This window comes from Hydrogenophaga sp. 70-12, assembly GCF_001897365.1.
GTDB classification, from domain to species: Bacteria; Pseudomonadota; Gammaproteobacteria; order Burkholderiales; family Burkholderiaceae_C; genus Hydrogenophaga; species Hydrogenophaga borbori.
Window position 1 is genome coordinate 50,139 of record NZ_MKSS01000373.1, and the last position, 17,199, is coordinate 67,337.

General features: G+C 70.0%; 20 protein-coding genes and 1 pseudogene. 3 read left to right on the forward strand and 18 right to left on the reverse strand.

Annotated features, from left to right (window positions below; all coding sequences use genetic code 11):
- The 10 genes and pseudogenes from BGO22_RS19075 to BGO22_RS19120 all read right to left on the reverse strand — a co-directional run.
- Positions 1–113, reverse strand: a pseudogene (locus BGO22_RS19075) (four-carbon acid sugar kinase family protein); the annotation flags it as partial.
- Entirely contained in the window at positions 110–1,015 is a 906-nt protein-coding gene (gene ltnD, locus BGO22_RS19080) for an L-threonate dehydrogenase (protein ID WP_254668110.1), read from the reverse strand. The gene ltnD and the pseudogene BGO22_RS19075, both read right to left, overlap by 4 nt.
- Before the next feature lie 5 nt (positions 1,016–1,020).
- Positions 1,021–1,734: an alpha/beta hydrolase gene (locus tag BGO22_RS19085; protein WP_070397797.1), complete on the reverse strand. Its 714-nt coding sequence runs from the start codon at positions 1,732–1,734 to the stop codon at positions 1,021–1,023.
- An 18-nt stretch (positions 1,735–1,752) separates the two neighbouring features.
- Positions 1,753–2,346: a cupin domain-containing protein gene (locus BGO22_RS19090; RefSeq protein WP_070397796.1), complete on the reverse strand. Its 594-nt coding sequence runs from the start codon at positions 2,344–2,346 to the stop codon at positions 1,753–1,755.
- A 25-nt stretch (positions 2,347–2,371) separates the two neighbouring features.
- Positions 2,372–3,205 (reverse strand): carbohydrate ABC transporter permease, encoded by an 834-nt coding sequence (locus BGO22_RS19095; RefSeq protein ID WP_070397795.1) that lies wholly within the window; start codon positions 3,203–3,205, stop codon positions 2,372–2,374.
- The gene (locus BGO22_RS19100) at positions 3,202–4,092 is read right to left on the reverse strand and encodes a carbohydrate ABC transporter permease (protein ID WP_070397794.1); all 891 of its coding nucleotides are present in this window, start codon (positions 4,090–4,092) and stop codon (positions 3,202–3,204) included. The genes BGO22_RS19095 and BGO22_RS19100 overlap by 4 nt, the downstream gene beginning before the upstream one ends.
- A 13-nt stretch (positions 4,093–4,105) precedes the next feature.
- Positions 4,106–5,440, reverse strand: a complete 1,335-nt coding sequence (locus tag BGO22_RS19105) for an extracellular solute-binding protein (RefSeq protein WP_070397793.1) — start codon at positions 5,438–5,440, stop codon at positions 4,106–4,108.
- A gap of 34 nt (positions 5,441–5,474) precedes the next feature.
- Positions 5,475–6,575 (reverse strand): ABC transporter ATP-binding protein, encoded by a 1,101-nt coding sequence (locus BGO22_RS19110; protein WP_070397792.1) that lies wholly within the window; start codon positions 6,573–6,575, stop codon positions 5,475–5,477.
- Positions 6,575–7,009, reverse strand: a complete 435-nt coding sequence (locus tag BGO22_RS19115) for a VOC family protein (protein WP_070397791.1) — start codon at positions 7,007–7,009, stop codon at positions 6,575–6,577. The genes BGO22_RS19110 and BGO22_RS19115 overlap by 1 nt, the downstream gene beginning before the upstream one ends.
- Before the next feature lie 89 nt (positions 7,010–7,098).
- Positions 7,099–7,887 (reverse strand): FadR/GntR family transcriptional regulator, encoded by a 789-nt coding sequence (locus tag BGO22_RS19120; RefSeq protein WP_070397790.1) that lies wholly within the window; start codon positions 7,885–7,887, stop codon positions 7,099–7,101.
- A gap of 37 nt (positions 7,888–7,924) precedes the next feature.
- Here BGO22_RS19120 and BGO22_RS19125 point away from each other — a divergent pair, with 37 nt between their 5' ends.
- The gene (locus BGO22_RS19125) at positions 7,925–8,881 is read left to right on the forward strand and encodes an alpha/beta hydrolase (protein ID WP_070397789.1); all 957 of its coding nucleotides are present in this window, start codon (positions 7,925–7,927) and stop codon (positions 8,879–8,881) included.
- Here BGO22_RS19125 and BGO22_RS19130 read toward each other — a convergent pair.
- Positions 8,871–9,881 (reverse strand): bile acid:sodium symporter family protein, encoded by a 1,011-nt coding sequence (locus BGO22_RS19130; protein ID WP_070397788.1) that lies wholly within the window; start codon positions 9,879–9,881, stop codon positions 8,871–8,873. The two genes, BGO22_RS19125 and BGO22_RS19130, sit on opposite strands and share 11 nt — an antisense overlap.
- A gap of 102 nt (positions 9,882–9,983) precedes the next feature.
- Between BGO22_RS19130 and BGO22_RS19135 the strand changes: the two genes are divergently transcribed.
- Complete coding sequence (locus BGO22_RS19135) at positions 9,984–10,883, forward strand: LysR family transcriptional regulator (RefSeq protein ID WP_070397787.1); 900 nt, start codon at positions 9,984–9,986, stop codon at positions 10,881–10,883.
- A gap of 86 nt (positions 10,884–10,969) precedes the next feature.
- Entirely contained in the window at positions 10,970–11,917 is a 948-nt protein-coding gene (locus tag BGO22_RS19140; protein WP_286852232.1) for an IS481 family transposase, read from the forward strand.
- Between the two features lie 10 nt (positions 11,918–11,927).
- Here the strand turns inward: BGO22_RS19140 and BGO22_RS19145 are convergent, their stop codons facing one another.
- From BGO22_RS19145 to BGO22_RS19175, 7 genes are all read right to left on the reverse strand, one after another.
- Entirely contained in the window at positions 11,928–12,254 is a 327-nt protein-coding gene (locus tag BGO22_RS19145) for a winged helix-turn-helix transcriptional regulator (RefSeq protein WP_070398708.1), read from the reverse strand.
- Positions 12,255–12,416: 162 nt separating this feature from the next.
- Entirely contained in the window at positions 12,417–12,971 is a 555-nt protein-coding gene (locus BGO22_RS19150; RefSeq protein WP_070398707.1) for a MarR family winged helix-turn-helix transcriptional regulator, read from the reverse strand.
- A gap of 19 nt (positions 12,972–12,990) precedes the next feature.
- Entirely contained in the window at positions 12,991–13,410 is a 420-nt protein-coding gene (locus BGO22_RS19155) for an acyl-CoA thioesterase (RefSeq protein ID WP_070398706.1), read from the reverse strand.
- The gene (locus BGO22_RS19160; protein ID WP_070398705.1) at positions 13,407–14,171 is read right to left on the reverse strand and encodes an SDR family NAD(P)-dependent oxidoreductase; all 765 of its coding nucleotides are present in this window, start codon (positions 14,169–14,171) and stop codon (positions 13,407–13,409) included. The genes BGO22_RS19155 and BGO22_RS19160 overlap by 4 nt, the downstream gene beginning before the upstream one ends.
- The gene (locus BGO22_RS19165; RefSeq protein WP_083293118.1) at positions 14,168–16,111 is read right to left on the reverse strand and encodes a feruloyl-CoA synthase; all 1,944 of its coding nucleotides are present in this window, start codon (positions 16,109–16,111) and stop codon (positions 14,168–14,170) included. Before BGO22_RS19165 ends, BGO22_RS19160 begins: the two co-directional genes overlap by 4 nt.
- Entirely contained in the window at positions 16,108–16,896 is a 789-nt protein-coding gene (locus BGO22_RS19170) for a crotonase/enoyl-CoA hydratase family protein (RefSeq protein WP_070398704.1), read from the reverse strand. The genes BGO22_RS19165 and BGO22_RS19170 overlap by 4 nt, the downstream gene beginning before the upstream one ends.
- 63 nt (positions 16,897–16,959) lie before the next feature.
- The coding region (locus BGO22_RS19175; RefSeq protein WP_286852233.1) for a hypothetical protein at positions 16,960–17,199 on the reverse strand (240 nt) is incomplete at its 5' end.

The window sequence follows — 17,199 nt, forward strand, 5'->3', positions numbered from 1 at the left end:
TCGCGCGGCACGCCGATGGTCTGCACCACCCGCATGCCGGCGCGCACCAGGTTGTTCGCCAGGTCGGTGGCGCCCGTGAAGTCGTCGGCGATGGCGCCCAGCAAAAGGCTCATGCCAGGGGCCTCGGCAGTTCGATGCCGGGGAAGATCTTGATCACGGCGCTGTCGTCTTCCTTGGCGAAGCCGGCGGTGGAGGCCTGCATGAACATCTGGTGCGCGGTGGACGACAGCGGCAGCGGAAACTTGCTGGCGCGGGCCATGTCCAGCACCAGGCCCAGGTCCTTGACGAAGATGTCGACCGCCGACAGCGGGGTGTAGTCGCCCGCGAGCACGTGGGCCATGCGGTTCTCGAACATCCAGCTGTTGCCCGCGCTGTGGGTGATGACCTCGTACAGCGCGGCCGGGTCCACGCCTTCGCGCAGGCCCAGGGCCATGGCCTCGGCCGCCGCGGCGATGTGCACCCCGGCCAGCAGCTGGTTGATGACCTTGACCTTGCTGCCCGCGCCGGCGCGATCGCCCAGGCGGTAGACCTTGCCGGCCATGGCCTCGAGCACGGCCTCGGCCTTGGCGTAGGCCTCGGGCCGGGCGGCGGTCATCATGGTCATTTCGCCGCTGGCGGCCTTGGCCGCGCCGCCGGAGATCGGCGCGTCGATGTAGAGGATGCCCAGGCGCGCCAGCCGCTCCTCGAAGCCGACGGACACGCCCGGGTCCACCGTGGAGCACATGACGAAGACGCTGCCGGGCGCCATGGCCGCGGCCAGGCCGTCGTCGCCGAACAGCACGCTCTCGGTCTGCGCGGCGTTGACCACCACGCTGACCACCACCTCGCTGCCCGCGCCCAGCTCGGCCAGGCTGGCGCAGGCCTGGCCGCCGTCGCGGGCGAAGGCCTGCGCCACGTCCGTGCGCAGGTCGAACACCCGGGGCGCGAAGCCCGCCCGGCGCAGCGATTTCGCCATGCCCAGGCCCATGGCGCCCAGGCCCACCACTCCCACTCGGCTCATATCGGTTTCTTCCACAACACTCAACTCAGGAAATCGACGACGGCGTCGCTGTTCGTCAGCATCATCAGGTGGCCGCCGGGCGCCTCGGCGACCGGCCAGCCGGCCTCGCGCGCGATGGCGGCATAGCGCAGGTAGGGCTGCGGCGAGCGGTCGCTGGCCAGCAGGTAGCGGCCCGGGAAGCCGCGCACCTCCGCCTGGGGCGCGGTGACGGGTTCGGCGAAGCTGCGCAGCGGCTGCGGCGTGAGCTGGCGGGCCACGGCCTGCGCCATCTCGTCCGAGGGCAGCTGGAACTGCGCCACGTCGGGCGGGGGCATCCACCAGCCTTCGCCGCGCGAGGCGGCCTGCGCCACGTAGCGCGCGGCGGCCTCGGGCGTGGTGAGCTCCAGCATGGGCTGGCCGGGCGAGGGGATCACCGCTTCCAGCCAGGCGATCTCCACCAGGCGCTCGCGCAGGCGGTGCAGCAGGGCCGGGCCCAGCAGGCCGGCGTAGGAGTGCAGCACCAGGGTCACGCCGCGCAGGTCGAGCGCTTCGATCAGCGAGGCGACGTCGTCCACGTGGGTGTCGGCGCTGGTCTCCCGGCTCAGCCCGGCGCGGCGGTGCGCCAGGCCGCTCAGCGTGGGCGCGTAGCAGCGGCGGCCCTGGCGTTCGAGCTTGTCGGCCACCTCGCGCCAGCACCAGCCGCCATGCCAGGCGCCGTGCACCAGCACCAGCGGTCCGTGGTTCTTCGGTTCCATGGACAGGGCGACCCGCGTTCAGCCGTGGCTGGCCTGGGCGGCCATGCCGTTGGTGTCGAAGCCGGCGCCAACGGCCTTGGCTTTTTCGGCCAGCGTGGCGTCCCATTTCACGCGGCCCGGCGTCTTGCCGCCCAGGATGGACACCAGCATGCCGCCGCTGGCCGGGTCCTCGCCGTCCAGGCTGCGAAAGGCGCGGTGCACGAAGGGCGGCACGCTGATGGTGTCGCGCGGCCCCAGGGTGACGGTGTGGGTCTGGCCGGTGGCGCCATCGACCCAGTCGAACTCCCAGCGCCCGGCCTGCACCACGAAGACCTCTTCGCTGTCGTGCCAGTGCAGGGCCGCGCCGCAGCCCTTGGGCGCGACGATGTAGTCGACGTGGAAGTTCTCGGCCGCGGCGATGCTGGGCTTGAAGTTGGGGTCGTCGGTGACGCCGGAGCCGATCACGCTGTAGAGCGTGCGCTCATGGCCCTTGACGTAGGTGTCGACGAAGGCGCGCGGGCTGGCGGGGATGGCGCCCCAGCGCGCCACGCGCCGGGCCATGTCGTCGGGCGAGCAGGGCTGAGAAGGTGCGACGTAGTCGTTCCAGGAGTCGATCAGTGCTTGTTTGTCCATGGTGGGTCCTCGAAGGTGGCGGGGCTCAGCCCTTGACCGCGCCTGCGGTCAGGCCGGTGATGATCTGTTTGGCGGCGACGAAGGTGAAGATCAGCGGCGGCAGCGCGATCAGCACGCCGGCGGCCATGATCTTTCCCCACTCCACGCCGGTGTCGGTGATGTAGTTGGAGATGGAGGCGGGCAGGGTGCGCGTGATGCGGTTCGTCAGGATGAAGCCCAGGATGAATTCGTTCCAGGCCAGGCGGAAGGTGAAGATGGCGGCCGCGGCCAGGCCGGGCTTGAGCAGCGGCAGCACGATCTTGTAGAACACCCGGAAGGGGCCGCAGCCGTCGATGGCAGCGGCTTCCTCCAGCTCGATCGGCAACTGGTCGATGAAGCCGTAGAGCAGCCAGATGGTGAAGGGCAGGTTCAGCGCCACGTACACCAGAACCACGCCCGACAGCGTGTCACCGATGCCCCAGGCCGACCAGATGACGAACACCGGCACGGCCAGCACCGCGGGTGGCAGCGTGCGCAGGATCAGGGTCGAGTAGCTCAGCGGCTCGCGGCCGAGGAAGCGAAAGCGCGCCATGGCGTAGGCGCACATGGTGCCCAGCATCAGTGTGATGAGCGTGGCCGCCAGCGAGACCTTCAGGCTGTTGAGCATGTAGCGCTCGATGTGGTTTTCCTCCACCACCGCGCGGTAGTTGTCCAGTGTGGGCGCGAACAGCCAGGACCACTGGGTGTCGAAGATCTGCGCCTCGGTCTTGAGCGAGGTCATGGTCATGATGACCAGCGGCAGCAGGCAGGCCGTGGCCAGCAGCGCCAGCATCAGGTAGTGCAGCGGCGAGCCGCGCGGCACCGAGGTGGGATGGCTCATCGGCGGGCCTTGGCTTTGAGGGGGTTGGAGATCAACAGGATCGCGAGCGACAGCGCCGAGACAATGACCAGCAGCAGGATGGACAGGGCCGAGGAGTAGCCCAGCTTCTGGCTGATGAAGGCCGCCTTGAAGATGTGCAGCGAGAACAGTTCGGTGCTCAGGCCCGGGCCACCGAAGGTCATGACGTAGATCACCTCCAGGCCGCGGAAGCCGTCGATCATGCGCGCCAGCAGCGTCACGATCAGGATGGGCTTGAGGATGGGCAGCTTGACCCGAACGATCTGCTGCCAGGCGTTGGCGCCGTCGATGCGGGCGGCCTCGATGACGCTTTCGTCCAGGCCTTGCAGGCCGGCCAGCACCATGATGAGCACGAAGGGCGTCCACTGCCAGATGTCGGTAATCACCATGGCGCTGAAGGCCAGCACCGGGTCGGCCAGCCAGGCCTGGGGCGACAGCCCCAGCCAGGCGCTCAGGTGGTTGATCGGGCCGAAGTTGGCGTCGAACAGGTAGCGCCAGATCAGGCCCACGCAGATCGGCGCGACCATCATGGGCAGCACGAAGACCGTGCGGAAGAAGCGCATGCCGCGCACGGGCTTTTCCAGGAACAGCGCGAGCGCGATCCCCAGCACCAGCTCGGCCGACACCGCGATCAGCACGAAGGCGACCGTGATGCCCATGGAGGTCCACACCTGCGTGGACGCCAGCATCTCGGCGAAGGCCTGGAAACCGACGAAGCGTGCGCTGTCGAAGTCGGTGCCCAGGGGCCAGTCGTAGAAGCCGAGCCGCACGGCGCTCAGGATGGGGTACACCAGCCCGGCCAGCATGACCAGCACGGCCGGCAGGATATAGACGTACGGCGTCAGGCGCGCCAGGCGGGCGGAAGGCATCGGGGCGCGGTCCTCAGGCCTTGAGCCAGCCGCCCTGGCGGACGACGTCCTCGGCGGCCTTCACCACCGCGTCCAGCGCCTGCTTGGCCGGCTTGCCGCCGGTGATCACGTCGGGCAGCGCCTGGCCGAGGATCTGCTGGCTGATGTGGTCCCACTCGGGGATCAGCGGGCGCCAGTCGGGGTTGGCGATCTTGAGCGACTCGCGCAGGGCCGGCAGCTCGATGGGGTACTTTTTGGCGACGTCGGCGTTGTCCAGCGTGCTCCAGCGGTTGATGTTGCCGCCCGCCAGCGCGATCTTCAGGTCGGCCTGCTTGCTGGTCATCCACTGCATGAAGAGGAAGGCGGCGTCCTTGTTGCGCGCGTTCTTCGGGATGGCCATGGCGAAGCCGCCGCTCTGCGCCGAATGCTTGCTGCCCTTGGGGTGCACCGCGTAGGCGATCTTGCCGGCGACGCGGCTCTTGGCCGGGTCCTGCGCCGGGCCGAAGATGGACACGGAGTCGAGGTACATCGCGGCCTGGCCCTGCAGGAAGGCGTTCTGCATTTCGCCAAAGCCGTAGCTGGGAATGCCGGCGGGGCCGGTGTCCACGATTTCCTTCAGGATCTCGGCGGCGCGCACGCCCTGGGCGTTGTTGAAGGCCGCGCGCCACTGGCTGTCGAACACCTCGCCGCCATTGGGCGTGAGGTGCAGCAGCCAGGCGGCCGTGACCTGGTGGCCGGTCTGCCCGCGCGAGGTCAGGCCGCCGATGCCTTCCTTGTCCTTCATCAGTCGGCAGGCGGCCAGCAGCTCGTCGTAGGTCTTGGGCGCGGCGAGCTTGTGCTTGGCGAACAGGTCGGTGCGGTAGGCCAGCACGCCGGTCTCGGCGCCGAAGGGAATGCCGTAGGGCCGCGCGCCGGGGCCGGGCAGGTACATCTTGGGGCCACCCACCAGGGCGTTCGTCTCCCAGTAGCGGTCGATGATGTCCTTCTGGTCCCAGGCGGGATCGGCCAGGGCGCTGTTGGCGAAGTAGCCGTCCAGGGGCTGCAGCAGGTCCTTCTTGACGTACTCGGTCTTCCACATCACCACGTAGACCACCACGTCGTAGTCGCCGTTGCCGCGCTTGCCCATCTCCAGCACCTGCTTGTCCTTCATGCGCAGGTACTGCATCTTGTCGCGCTCGACCTTGATGCCGGTCTCGGCCGTGAACTCGGCGAACAGCTTCTCGGCCTGGTCGTAGTGCGGGTGGGCCGGGTAGTTGACGACGATGGTCTGGCCCTTGTACTTGGCGTAGCGGTCCTGGGCCAGGGTGTGCACCCAGGGGCCCAGGGCGGCGCCCGCGGCGGCGCCTTGAAGCAGTTGGCGGCGTTTCATGCTGTGTCTCCTGTTGTGGGTGGGGCGGATCGGATCAGAGGCCGAGCGAGCGGCCGTGCTCGCCCGGTTCGAAGGCATGGAGGCTGTCGAGCGGCGCGTGCACCGCGACGGTCTGGTTGATCAGGCCCGTGTGGTTGCCCGGCGCGCTGAGGGTGAGTTCGCCGGCCTCGCCCGGCAGCGAGCCGCTGAGCACGCTTTCCGTGCCCAGGTACTCGCAGACCTTGACCTGCAGCCGCAGGCCCAGGCCGTGTTCGCTGGCGCCCAGGCGCAGGGCCTGCGGGCGAACGCCCAGCACCACGGGGCGGCCGGTGAAGCGCCGCGCGTGTGGCGCCATGGCGGCGGGCACCTCGCAGGCGAAGTCGCGGCCCACGAATCGCAGGGGCCCGCCGCCGTCCTGGACCTCGGCGTCCAGGAAGTTCATGGTCGGGCTGCCGATGAAGCCGGCGACGAAGCGGTTGAGCGGGCGGTTGAAGACCTCGTCCGGGCTGCCCATCTGCTGGATGCGGCCCTGGTCCATCACCACGATGCGGTCGGCCAGCGTCATCGCCTCGACCTGGTCGTGCGTGACGTACACCGTGGTCTTGCCGAGCCGGCGGTGCAGTAGCGCGATCTCGATGCGCATGTGGCCGCGCAGCTTGGCGTCCAGGTTGGACAGCGGCTCGTCGAACAGGAAGACCTTGGGTTCGCGCACGATGGCGCGGCCCATGGCCACGCGCTGTCGCTGCCCGCCCGAGAGCTCGCGCGGCTTGCGCTCCAGCAGGTGCTGGATGTTGAGCACCTGGGCCGCGGCCTGCACGCGCTCGGTGATCACCGCCTTGGGCGTGCGCGCCAGCTCGAGCGCGAAGCTCATGTTCTGCGCCACGTTCATGTGCGGGTACAGGGCGTAGTTCTGGAACACCATGGCGATGTCGCGGTCGGCGGGCGTGGCCGCCGTCACGTCGCGGCCGTCGATCACGATGTGGCCCGAACTGGGCGATTCCAGGCCGGCGATCATGCGCAGGGTGGTCGACTTGCCGCAGCCCGAGGCGCCCACCAGCACGATGAACTCGCCGGCCTCGGCGCTCAGGTCCATCGCCTGGACCACCTGGACATCGCCGAAGCGCTTGGCGACTTTCTGGAGTTGCAAATAGGACATCAGTACGCCAGGGCTTTGGTGGAAGGGCCGGCCTCATGCAGCTCGGCGGCATCGAAGGTCAGTTCGATCTTCAGACCGACGGGGTCGAGCAGGAAGATCTGGTGCAAAGGGACACCGGGCACGGGCGCCTCGCGCCAGTCCATGCCCTGCGCCTGCAGGTGCTCGCGCGTGGCCTTCAGGCCGGTGGCGCGCAACGAGACGTGGTTGAACTTGCCCGTGGGCAGGGCATCGGACGCGGCGGGCTCGCCGGCCGGCTCGTTGCCCGCCAGGTGCACCAGGGCCTGGCCCTTCGCGTACAGCCAGTGGCCGGGGAAGTCGAAGGCCGGGCGATCGCCCTCGCGCAGGCCCAGCACGCGCGTGTAGAAGTCCAGCAGCTCGGGCAGGCGGGCCGCGGCCACGCGCAGGGTGAAGTGGTCTATGTGTTCGAGCCGCATGTCACTTGATTGATCCGGTGATATGGTCATCATATGACTTGGTCGTGGCCATCGGCATCGGGAAATCCCTATGTGGGGGGCGGCCGGACTCAGCGCGGCGCGCTGGGCGCCTGGTCCACCATGAGGGCGCGCGCCAGCACCGCGCCTTCCTGCCGCCAGAAGGCCGGGTCGGCCTCTTCGATGCGGCGGATGGCGTTGTTCATGTGGTTGAAGGCGGCGGCGCGGGCGGCGGCCGAGTCCTGGTCCTCGATGGCGGCGAGGATGGCCTCGTGCTCGTCGCGCACCTGGCGCGCGAAGTCGCCGCGCCGCGCCTCGTTGGCCCGGGTCACGCGCGTGGCGCCGTGCAGGAAGCGGCTGAGGTACTGCAGGGTGCTCAGCAGGAAGGGGTTCTTGGCCGCTTCGGCGATGGCCCGGTGGAAGGCCACGTCCTCGCGCACGCCGTCGCCGCCGGCCTGCACGGCCTGGTCGAGCGTGGTGATGGCGTCGCGGATGGCCTGCACGTCGGCCTCGGTGCGGCGCTGAGCGGCCAGGCCGGCGACCTCGGCCTCCAGGGCGCGTCGCACCTCCACCATCTGGATCACCGCCTCCTTGGACACCGCGTAGCTGGCGTCGAAGCTCAGGGGCGGGATGCTGGCCTCCAGCACGTAGACCCCGCTGCCCTGGCGCGACTCGACCAGCCCGATGGATTTCAGGCGCGAGACCGCCTCTCGGACCACGGTGCGGCTGACCGAGAACTGCTCGGCCAGCTCGGGCTCGGTCGGCAGCTTGTCGCCGGGGCGCAGGCGGCCCGAACGGATTTCCGCGCTCAGGGTGTCCGCGACCCGCTCCGACAGCCGCGCGCCCGGGGCGATGGCGGGAAAGGGCGATGAACCCGACATAATGGCCTCTCCTGAATTCATCCTACGACTTTATCGCATGAGCCCCGCCTTGCCCACGTTCCTCGTCGACGCCCTGGCGCACTGGGGCCCGCGCTGGCACCAGGACATCACGGCCGGCCGCGACGCCATGTTCGAGGCCTGGGCGCCGCTGCTGGAGGCCTCGGCGCTGGCCCCGACGGCGCGGGATTTGCCGTATGGCGAAGACCCGCGGCAGGTGCTCGACGTCTATGCCCCCCAGGTCGAGCGACCAGGCGGCGGGCCGGGCGTGCCCATCCTGGTGTTCGTGCACGGCGGCGCCTTCGTGCGCGGCGACAAGGAGCAGACGCCCTGGATCTACGCCAACGTGCCGGCGGAATTCTCCCGCCATGGCTACCTGGCGTTCAACGTGGAGTACCGGCTGGCGCCCCAGTCGCCCTGGCCGGGCGGCGCCGAGGACGTGCGCGAGGCCCTGCGCTGGGTGGTCCGGCATGCCGCGCGCTGGGGCGGCGACCCCTCGCGCTTGTTCCTGATGGGGCATTCCGCGGCCTGCGCCCATTGCGCCAGCGCGCTCTGGGACGCGCGGGTGCGCCCCGACGGCGGCCTGCCCGTGGCCGGCTTGGTGCTGGTGAGCCCGCGCGTGGTGGCCGACACCCGCGCCGACAACCCCAACGCGCACGGCGTGCGCGCCTACTACGGCGAGGATGAGGCCCTGTACGCCGGGCGCGAACCCCTGGGCCAAGTGCGGGCCGACGCACCGCCCACCTTCATCGCCCTGGCTCAGTACGAAAACCCCTTGCTGGATTTCTATGCGCTCGCGCTGGCGCAGCGCCTGGCGGTGGTGGCGGACCGGGACAAGGGGCCCATGCCGCGGGTCGTGCAATTGATGGACCACAACCACGTGAGCATCGTGGCGCAGTTCAACACCCCCTTCAACGCACTGGGCGGGCCGATCCGCGACTGGTCCGCGCGCGTGCTGGCCGGCCAGTACGCCGGCGCGCCGGCCCTCAGCGCCTGAGCGCGGGCGCGGCGCCCGCCACCTCGGCCGCCGGCGCATCGGCCCGGCGTGCGTAGCGCTGTGCCAGCACGGCGCAGACCATGAGTTGCATCTGGTGGAACACCATCAGCGGCAGCACGATCGCGCCGGCCACGCTGGCGGAGAACAGCACGTTGGCCATGGGTACGCCGGTGATCAGGCTCTTGGTCGAACCGCAGAAGACGATGGCGATTTCGTCCTCCTTGGAAAAACCCAGGCGGCGGCTGCCCCAGGCGGTGAGCACGAGCACCACGGCCAGCAGCAGCGCGCACACCGCCAGCAGGCCGGCCATCGCCGACAGCGGCAGCTGCGACCACAGGCCGTTGATGACGGCGTGGCTGAAGGCGGCGTAGACCACCAGCAGGATGGAACCCTGGTCCACCACCTTCATGACCACGGCGCGGCGCTGCAGGAAGCCGGCGATCCACGGGCGCATCAGGTGGCCGACGACGAAGGGCAGCAGCAGCTGCAGGCTGATGCGGCCCACGGCCTCCAGCGGATCGCCCATGGCGGCATCTTGCGTGAGCATCAGGCTCAGGGCCACGGGCGTCAGGAACACGCCCAGCAGCGTCGAGGCCGAGGCGGCGCAGACCGCCGCCGGCACGTTGCCGCGCGCCATGGAGACGAAAGCGATGGCCGATTGCACGGTGGCGGGCAGGGCGCAGAGGTAAAGAACCCCGGTGTAGAGGTCCGGCGTCACCAAGGGGCGCAGCACGGGCGCCAGCGCCCAGCCGAAGAGGGGGAACAGGGCGAAGGTGGTGGCCACCACCATCAGCTGCAGCCGCCAGTGCCCGATGCCGGCCCAGATGGCCGGGCGCGAGAGCTTGGCCCCGTGCAGGAAGAACAGCAGGCTCACGGCCGCCTTGGTGGCCCAGGCCAGCGCGTCGGCGAACACCCCCTGGGCCGGGAACAGGCTGGCCAGGATGACGGTGGCGATCAGGTAGAGCGTGAAGTTGTCGGGCAGCAGGCGGGAGCGGGCCATGGGAGAGCGCGGGCAGCGTGGTGGGCGGTGAAGCGCGTGATTGGACCCGAGCGGTCATCCAAAGAGAAATGAATTTGTGTGATCCATATATGATTCGGAATCATGAATGTGAGCTTGCGCCAATTGCGGGTGTTCCAGGCCGTGGCCGCGCATGGCAACTTCACCAAGGCCGGCGAGCACCTGGGGCTGACGCAGCCGGCCGTGAGCCGCTGCGTCACCGAGCTGGAGCACCAGCTGGGGCTCAAGCTGCTGGACCGCACCACGCGCGAGGTGGCGCTCACCGCCGCTGGCCGCAGCCTGGCGGCCCGCCTGGAGCGGGCGCTGGACGAGCTGGACGCCGTGCTGCTGGACGTGCGCGGCCTGGCCACGCAGCGCCAGGGCCGCGTGCGCGTGGCCAGCAGCCCCACACTGTCGGCCCACCTGCTGCCCGAGTGCATCGCGCGCTGCCAGCGCGAACACCCCGGCCTGGACCTGGTGCTGCTGGACCGCATGCAGAACGATGCGCTGGCCAGCGTGCTGTCGGGCGAGGTGGACTTCGGCGTCGTGATCGACCCCGGAACGCACGAGGACCTGCACGCCGAGGCCATCCTGTCGGAGCCCTTCTGCTTCGTCGGTCCGTCCGGGCACCGGCTGGTCCGCCGGCGCGTGGTGCGCTGGGCCGACCTGGCCGGTGAGCCGCTGGTGCTGCTGGACCACGCCTCGGGCAGCCGGCGGCTCATCGACGAGGCCTTGCGCGCGCACGGCGTGCAGGCGCAGGTGGCGCAGGAGGTGGGCCACGTCACCACCATCTACCGCATGCTGGACGCCGGTCTGGGCGTGTCGGTGGTGCCCACGCTGGCCCTGCCGCCCAGCGGCCTGCCGGGGCTGCAGGCCCGGCCCCTGTCGCCGCGTGTGGAGCGGCGCATCCTGCTGGTGCGCCGGGCGCGGCGCGTGCTGGCCCCGGTGGCCGAGCTGGCCTGGCAACTGGTGGCGCGCGTCGCGGCCGAGCGCGCCGCGGCCTAGGTGTGAAGTCTCAATAGGTTGTTCATCCGTCCCGGAACTGGGAAGCTGTGGTTACCAGGCCGCAACAACTCAGGACAGGAGAACGGATGAACAGCCATAAGCATGCGCGATTGACCGCGCGAGGTCGAGCCTTGCTGGTCAGCAGGGTCTTGCAAGAGGGTTGGAAGGTGGCCCTGGCCAGTGAAGCGGCCGGAGTCAGTGAGCGCACCGGCTACAAGTGGCTGGCCCGTTTCAAGAGTGAAGGCCCGGCAGGACTGCTCGATCGGACCTCCAGGCCACGGCGCAGCCCTGCGAGCTGCGCGCCCGAACAGGTGCGCCAGTTCGAGCGGCGCCGCCGAGAGCGTGTACCCCTTTGGCGCATTGCCTGTGAGGCCGGGCGCAGCCTGGCCACCGTGGCGCGCCACATGGCTCGGCTGGGTCTGAGCCGATTGAGCTCACTGCAACCACGCGAGCCCGTGCACCGCTACGAGCGAGCCAGCCCAGGCGAGTTGCTGCACATCGACACCAAGCGACTGGGCCGCATCCAAGGCATTGGCCACCGCATCACTGGTGAGCGCCAGCATCGCAACAGGGGCATCGGCTGGGACGCGGTGCACTTGGCCATCGACGATCACTCGCGTGTGTCCTTCGCCTCGATCAAGCCCGACGAGGCGGGCTTGAGCTGCACTGAGTTCCTGCGCGATGCCTTGGCCTACTACGCCAGCTTGGGCGTGAGGATCGAGCGGGTGATGACCGACAACGGCAGCGGCTACGTCTCCAAGGCCTTCAGGAGCGCCTGCCTGGAACTAGGCGTGCGCCACATCCGCACCCGCCCCTACACACCCAAGACCAACGGCAAGGCCGAGCACTTTGTGCAGACCAGCCTGCGCGAGTGGGCCTATGCCAGACCGTACGAAAGCTCAGCCCAGCGCCACGCCGCCCTGCAGCCCTTCATTGACCACTACAACTGGCTGCGGCCACACTCCGCTCTGCACCATCAGCCGCCCATGACCCGCATCCCGGGCATGAACAACCTCCTGAGACTCAACACCTAGGCGCGATCGTCTACCGGCCGGCGGCGCGGGTGGGCGCGCGGGCGGCGGCGCGCTGCTGCCAGCGGCTGGCGAAGCCGCGCATCTCGGCCAGCCGGCGCGCCAGGTCGGCGCCCTGCGGGGTGAGCCGGTAGCCGCTGCCGTTGTGGTCGATCAGGCGCGCGGCGCGCAGCTCCTTGATGCGGGTATTGAGTGTGTTGGGGGTGATGCCGCCCACGCTGTCCTGCAACAGGCGGAAGGTCTGCGGGTGGCCGTCGGACAGGGCCCAGAGCACGCGCATGGCGTAACGCGATTCCAGCAACTCGAACAGCTGGGTCACGGCTTCCTGGTCCTTGCTCATCGGCGGTCTCCTGGCGCGGCCTGGACTGGGCTCTTCGCGCGTGTGTCTCGGATGACCACTATAGGCAGCAAGCCGCCCGCTACCAAGTTGCTAGCTGTGTGCGGTGCAGCAATGTCGCGCCGCCGTCACCCGGGTTTGCCCCGATGGGCGCGGCGCGGGGCTTCAGATGGCGTCGTCGCCCAGGCCCTGCGCGGGGCCGCGCCGGTACACCTTGCGCAGCAGGCCGATGAGGGTCTGCACCTCGTCGGGCGTGAGCGCGCCGGTGGCTTCCGTTTCGAGTTCGGTGGCCGTCGCCTGGGCCTGGCGGTGCAGCTTCTGGCCGGCGGGCGTGAGGTGCAGGCCCTGGGCCCGGCGGTCGCTGGGGTGGGGTTTGCGCACCACCAGGCCGCGCGCGTGCAGGGCCTTGACCATGCCCACCAGGTTGGGCGGCAGGATGTCCAGCGCGGCGCAGATCTGGCGCGAGGTGACGCCCGGGTTGTGTGCGATCACGGTGAGCACCGAAAAATCCACCGGCCGCAGGCCATAGGGCGCCATGCGGCGCAGGAACACCGCGATGACGGTGAGGGCCGCGCGCCGCGCGTTGTAGCCCACCAGGGTTTCCAGGAAGTGGGTGTCGGGCAGGCCGTCGCCCGCGCCGCTGGCGTCATCGCCCGGCGGGCTGCCCTTGCGCGCGCCGCGGGGGCGGCGCATGGCGTTGGCGATGGAGGCGTCGCTCATGCGGGGCTGGATCAGGGGCTCAGTGGCACAAGGCCTTGATGTCCTCGGGCACGGGGATGGCGCGGATGCGCGAGGCGTCGGCCGGGTCGCGCTCGCAGAAGGCGCGCACTTCGGTGCCTTCGCACAGCAGGGTGTCGCCGCGCATCACGCGGTGCTGGTGCTTGAACACCTTGGCGCCCCATTCGATGACGCTGGTGTGCACCTGCAGGCGCTCGCCGTAGGTGGCGGGCTTCATGAACTTGGTGTGGATCTCCAGCAGCGGCGTGCCGATGATGCCGCGCGTCTTGACCAGTTCGCGCCAGGGCTGCACGCCGCACTTGACGAAGAAGTTCAGCGAGGACGCGTCCATCCACTTGCTGAAATTAGGGAAAAAAACGATGCCGGCGGGGTCGCAGTCGCCGAACATGACTTCCACTTCATAGATCTGGGTTTTGCTCATCGGGGGGCCATGCGAAGCGCGCCGTCGAGACGGATCACTTCGCCATTCAGGTGCGTATTGGTGACGATGTGCGCGGCCAGGGCGGCGAATTCCTCGGGCTTGCCCAGGCGCGGCGGGAAGGGGATGCTCGCCGCCAGCGAGGCCTGCACCGCGTCGGGCAGCTGGCGCATCAGCGGCGTGGAGAACAACCCGGGCGCGATGGTACACACGCGGATGCCGTGCTGCGCGAGGTCGCGCGCCATGGGCAGCGTCATGCCGACCAGGCCCCCCTTGGAGGCGCTGTAGGCCTGCTGGCCCACCTGGCCGTCGAAGGCGGCCACGCTGGCGGTGAACAGCATCACGCCGCGCTCGCCGTCCTCCAGCGCATCGAGCTTCGCGCAGGCGGCAGCGAACAGGCGGCTGGCGTTGTAGGTGCCGATGAGGTTGACCTGGATCACCTTGGCGAAGTCGTCCAGCGGCGCGGCGCTGCCGTCCTTCTGCACCACGCGCTTGGCGGTGCCGATGCCGGCGATGTTCATGAGCAAACGCGCCGGGCCGTGCGCGGCGGCGGCCGCGTCCAGCGCCGCCTGCACGCTGGCGGTGTCGGTCACGTCGCACTTCACCGCGATGCCACCGATGTCCTGGGCCACGCGCTGCGCGCCTTCCAGGTTGACGTCGAGCACGGCCACCTTGGCGCCCAGGCGGGCGAGCTCGCGCGCGGTGGCTTCGCCCAGGCCCGAGCCGCCGCCGGTCACGAGCGCGGCCTGTCCTTCGATGTTCATGCGTGTCTCCTCTGTTCGGTGGTGGGAAGCAGGGTGTTGGCCGCCGCGCCCGCGTGCAGGGCGGCGACGAGTTCGGCGCGGTGCTTGAGCACGGCGCGCTGGTTGATGGAGCCCTTGTCGGTGACCTCGCCCTTGTCGATGCTGGGCGGCTCGGCCAGCAGGATCAGGCGCGCCACGCGCGTGGCGCTGCCGGTGGCCGAGGCCGCCAGGTCATTGAGCACCTGCTGGAAGTGCCCGAGTACCTTGGGGTGGGCCAGCACCTCGGCCAGTGGGGCCTCGGGCCCCAGGCCCGCCAGGCCGCGCACCGCGCCGGTGGGGAACAGCATGGCGCCCACTTCGCGCTCGTTCAGGCCGGTGATGACCGCGTCCTGCACGAAGGGCGCGCCGGCCGCGATGATCTTCGCGCGCAGCGGGCCCACGCTGACGAAGGTGCCGGTGGCGAGCTTGAAATCCTCGGCGATGCGGCCGTCGAAGCGCAGGCCCAGGTTCGGCCGCGCGGGATCGATCCAGGCCACCGCGTCGCCGGTGCAGAAGAAGCCTTCCTCGTCGAAGGCCTCGGCCGTGGCCTCGGGGCTGCGCCAGTAGCCGGGCGTGATGTTGGGGCCGCGGTAGCGCACCTCGGTCTTGTCGCCGCTGGGCACCAGCTTGAGCTGCAGCCCGGCCGCGGGCAGGCCCAGGTCGCCCGAGCGCACCTCGGGCCGCGTGATGTACAGACCGAAAGGGCCGGACTCGGTCATGCCCAGGCCGGTGCCCATCACCACGCGCTCGCCGATGGCCTGCTCCTGCACGCTGTGCAGCGTGTCCCACACGGGCTGCGCGAGCGCGGCGCCGGCGTAGAAGAACAGGCGCACGCGGCTCAGCAGGTTCGTGCGCAGCACCTCGTCGGTCTTCATCGCGTTGGCGATGGCCTCGAAGCCGGTGGGCACGTTGAAGTAGACGGTGGGCGCGATCTCGCGCAGGTTGCGCAGGGTCTCGCCGATCAGCGCGGGCGTGGGCTTGCCGTCGTCGATGTAGAGCGTGCCGCCGTGCATGAGCGTTAGGCCCACGTTGTGGTTGCCGCCGAAGGTGTGGTTCCAGGGCAGCCAGTCCACCAGCACCGGGGGCGTGTGCGGGTCGGCCAGCACGGGCATGCTCTGCGCCATCTGCTGCTGGTTGGCGCACCACATGCGCTGGGTGTTGATGACGGCCTTGGGCAGCTTGGTGGAGCCCGAGGTGAAGAGGAACTTGGCGATGGTGTCGGGGCCGGTGGCGAGCATGGCCGCGTCCACGGCCGGCGTGGGGGCGGTGGCGCGCAGCGCGGCGAAGCTGGTGGTGGCGCGGCCGGGCACGCTGCCGCTGGCGGTGACGATCTCAACGTCCTCGCCGAGGGTGGCGAGCAGGGCGCGCTCATAGCGCGGCGCGTCGGCGGCGAACACCAGGCCGGGCGTGAGCGTGTTCACCAGGTGGCGCAGCTTGTCGTAGTCCTGGCTCACCAGCGAGTACGCGGGCGAGGCCGGCGCCCAGGGGATGCCCGCGTACAGGCAGCCCAGCGCGATCTGCGCATGCTCCAGGTCGTTCTCGCTCACGATGAGCACGGGGCGCTCGGCGCTCAGGCCGCGGTCGAGCAGGGCCTGGCCGATGCAGCGCGCGGCGTCCAGGGCCTCGGCGTAGCTGAGCCGGACCCAGTCGCCGGTGCTGCCGTCGGCGTTCTTCGCGCGGCGCGCCATGAAGGTGCGATCGGGCGCGGCGCTGGCCCAGTGCACCAGGCGGTCGGTCAGGCGGTGGGGAAAGGCGTGCAGCGGCTGGCGGGCCTGGAGGTAGGCGGTGCCGTCGGCCGTGTGGCGCAGTTCGGCTTCGGTGATGCCGAAGTCCAGCGCCCGGTAGCGGGGCGCGGCGCCGTCGCAAGCCTGCGCGCTGCGCGCTGCGGTGCGAGCGCCTTCGGGCGGCCGGGCGGCGCTCATTGCTTCTTGACCTTCGGGCCGCGGCCTTCCAGGAACTCGCGCACGCGGGCCTTGGCCTCGGGCGCGTCCTGCACGATGGCGGAGATCAGGGCCTCGGTGAAGAAGCCGTGGTCGGCCGTCTGGTCGGCGATGCGCGGCAGCGCCTGCATCAGCGCGTAGTTGGTGAGCGGCGCGTTGCTGGCGATGCGCGTGGCCAGCTCCAGCGCTTTCTCCAGGGCCGTGCCCTGCGGCACCAGGTACTGCGCCAGGCCGGCGCGCTCGCCTTCCTCGGCGTTGAGCACGCGGCCGGTGAACATCATGTCGGCCATGCGCGCGGTGCCGATCAGGCGCGGGATGCGCACCGAGCCGCCGCCGCCGACGAAGATGCCGCGTGAGCCTTCGGGCAGCGCGAAGAAGCTGGAGGTGTCGGCCACGCGAAGGTGGCAGGCGCTGGCCAGTTCCAGGCCGCCGCCCACCACGGCGCCGTGCAGCGCGGCCACCACGGGCACGGGGCCGCGCTCCACCTGGTCGAGCGCGTGGTGCCACATGCGCGAGTGGTGCAGGCCGGCGGCGGCGTCGCGCTCGCTCAGCTCGGACAGGTCCAGGCCGGCGCAGAAGTGTTCGCCGTTGCCATGGATGACGGCGGCGCGCACGCTGTGCGGCATGCCCTGGAAGACGTCGCGGATGGCGAGCACCAGGCCGTCGTTGAGCGCGTTGCGCTTGCCGGGACGGTTGAGGGTGATGAGGGCGATCTGCTGCTGGTCTCCGCGCAGTTCGATCGTCAGGTCGTTGGTCTGGATGGGCATGAAAAGGGGGCGCTTCGGCTTCTTGTGAGGGTGTCGGATTATTGTTATAAACGATAACCAAATTCAACCGGTTCCCTCTGAAAAGGGATGCGGGTTTACCCTGATTTTGGTGAGCAGACGGGATGCCTGCTGTGGTTCGTCGGCGGTCTTGGCTGGCAAGCCAAGGGCTTGGGCTGTGCCGCCGGGGGCTTCGATGCGCAGCCCTTCGCGCAGCGAGGACCACCGCATTGAAGCCGCCAGGGCCAGGGGCACAGCCCTGACACCGCCGACCACCGGACGTGAAATCGCAACGCCAAGCAGCCA

Coding starts and splice junctions, on each gene's coding strand:
- BGO22_RS19085 (WP_070397797.1), bottom strand. CDS start 1,734: ATGGAACCGAAGAACCACGGACCGCTGGTGCTGGTGCACGGCGCCTGG.
- BGO22_RS19090 (WP_070397796.1), bottom strand. CDS start 2,346: ATGGACAAACAAGCACTGATCGACTCCTGGAACGACTACGTCGCACCT.
- BGO22_RS19095 (WP_070397795.1), bottom strand. CDS start 3,205: ATGAGCCATCCCACCTCGGTGCCGCGCGGCTCGCCGCTGCACTACCTG.
- BGO22_RS19100 (WP_070397794.1), bottom strand. CDS start 4,092: ATGCCTTCCGCCCGCCTGGCGCGCCTGACGCCGTACGTCTATATCCTG.
- BGO22_RS19105 (WP_070397793.1), bottom strand. CDS start 5,440: ATGAAACGCCGCCAACTGCTTCAAGGCGCCGCCGCGGGCGCCGCCCTG.
- BGO22_RS19110 (WP_070397792.1), bottom strand. CDS start 6,575: ATGTCCTATTTGCAACTCCAGAAAGTCGCCAAGCGCTTCGGCGATGTC.
- BGO22_RS19115 (WP_070397791.1), bottom strand. CDS start 7,009: ATGCGGCTCGAACACATAGACCACTTCACCCTGCGCGTGGCCGCGGCC.
- BGO22_RS19120 (WP_070397790.1), bottom strand. CDS start 7,887: ATGTCGGGTTCATCGCCCTTTCCCGCCATCGCCCCGGGCGCGCGGCTG.
- BGO22_RS19125 (WP_070397789.1), top strand. CDS start 7,925: ATGAGCCCCGCCTTGCCCACGTTCCTCGTCGACGCCCTGGCGCACTGG.
- BGO22_RS19130 (WP_070397788.1), bottom strand. CDS start 9,881: ATGGCCCGCTCCCGCCTGCTGCCCGACAACTTCACGCTCTACCTGATC.
- BGO22_RS19135 (WP_070397787.1), top strand. CDS start 9,984: ATGAATGTGAGCTTGCGCCAATTGCGGGTGTTCCAGGCCGTGGCCGCG.
- BGO22_RS19140 (WP_286852232.1), top strand. CDS start 10,970: ATGAACAGCCATAAGCATGCGCGATTGACCGCGCGAGGTCGAGCCTTG.
- BGO22_RS19145 (WP_070398708.1), bottom strand. CDS start 12,254: ATGAGCAAGGACCAGGAAGCCGTGACCCAGCTGTTCGAGTTGCTGGAA.
- BGO22_RS19150 (WP_070398707.1), bottom strand. CDS start 12,971: ATGAGCGACGCCTCCATCGCCAACGCCATGCGCCGCCCCCGCGGCGCG.
- BGO22_RS19155 (WP_070398706.1), bottom strand. CDS start 13,410: ATGAGCAAAACCCAGATCTATGAAGTGGAAGTCATGTTCGGCGACTGC.
- BGO22_RS19160 (WP_070398705.1), bottom strand. CDS start 14,171: ATGAACATCGAAGGACAGGCCGCGCTCGTGACCGGCGGCGGCTCGGGC.
- BGO22_RS19165 (WP_083293118.1), bottom strand. CDS start 16,111: ATGAGCGCCGCCCGGCCGCCCGAAGGCGCTCGCACCGCAGCGCGCAGC.
- BGO22_RS19170 (WP_070398704.1), bottom strand. CDS start 16,896: ATGCCCATCCAGACCAACGACCTGACGATCGAACTGCGCGGAGACCAG.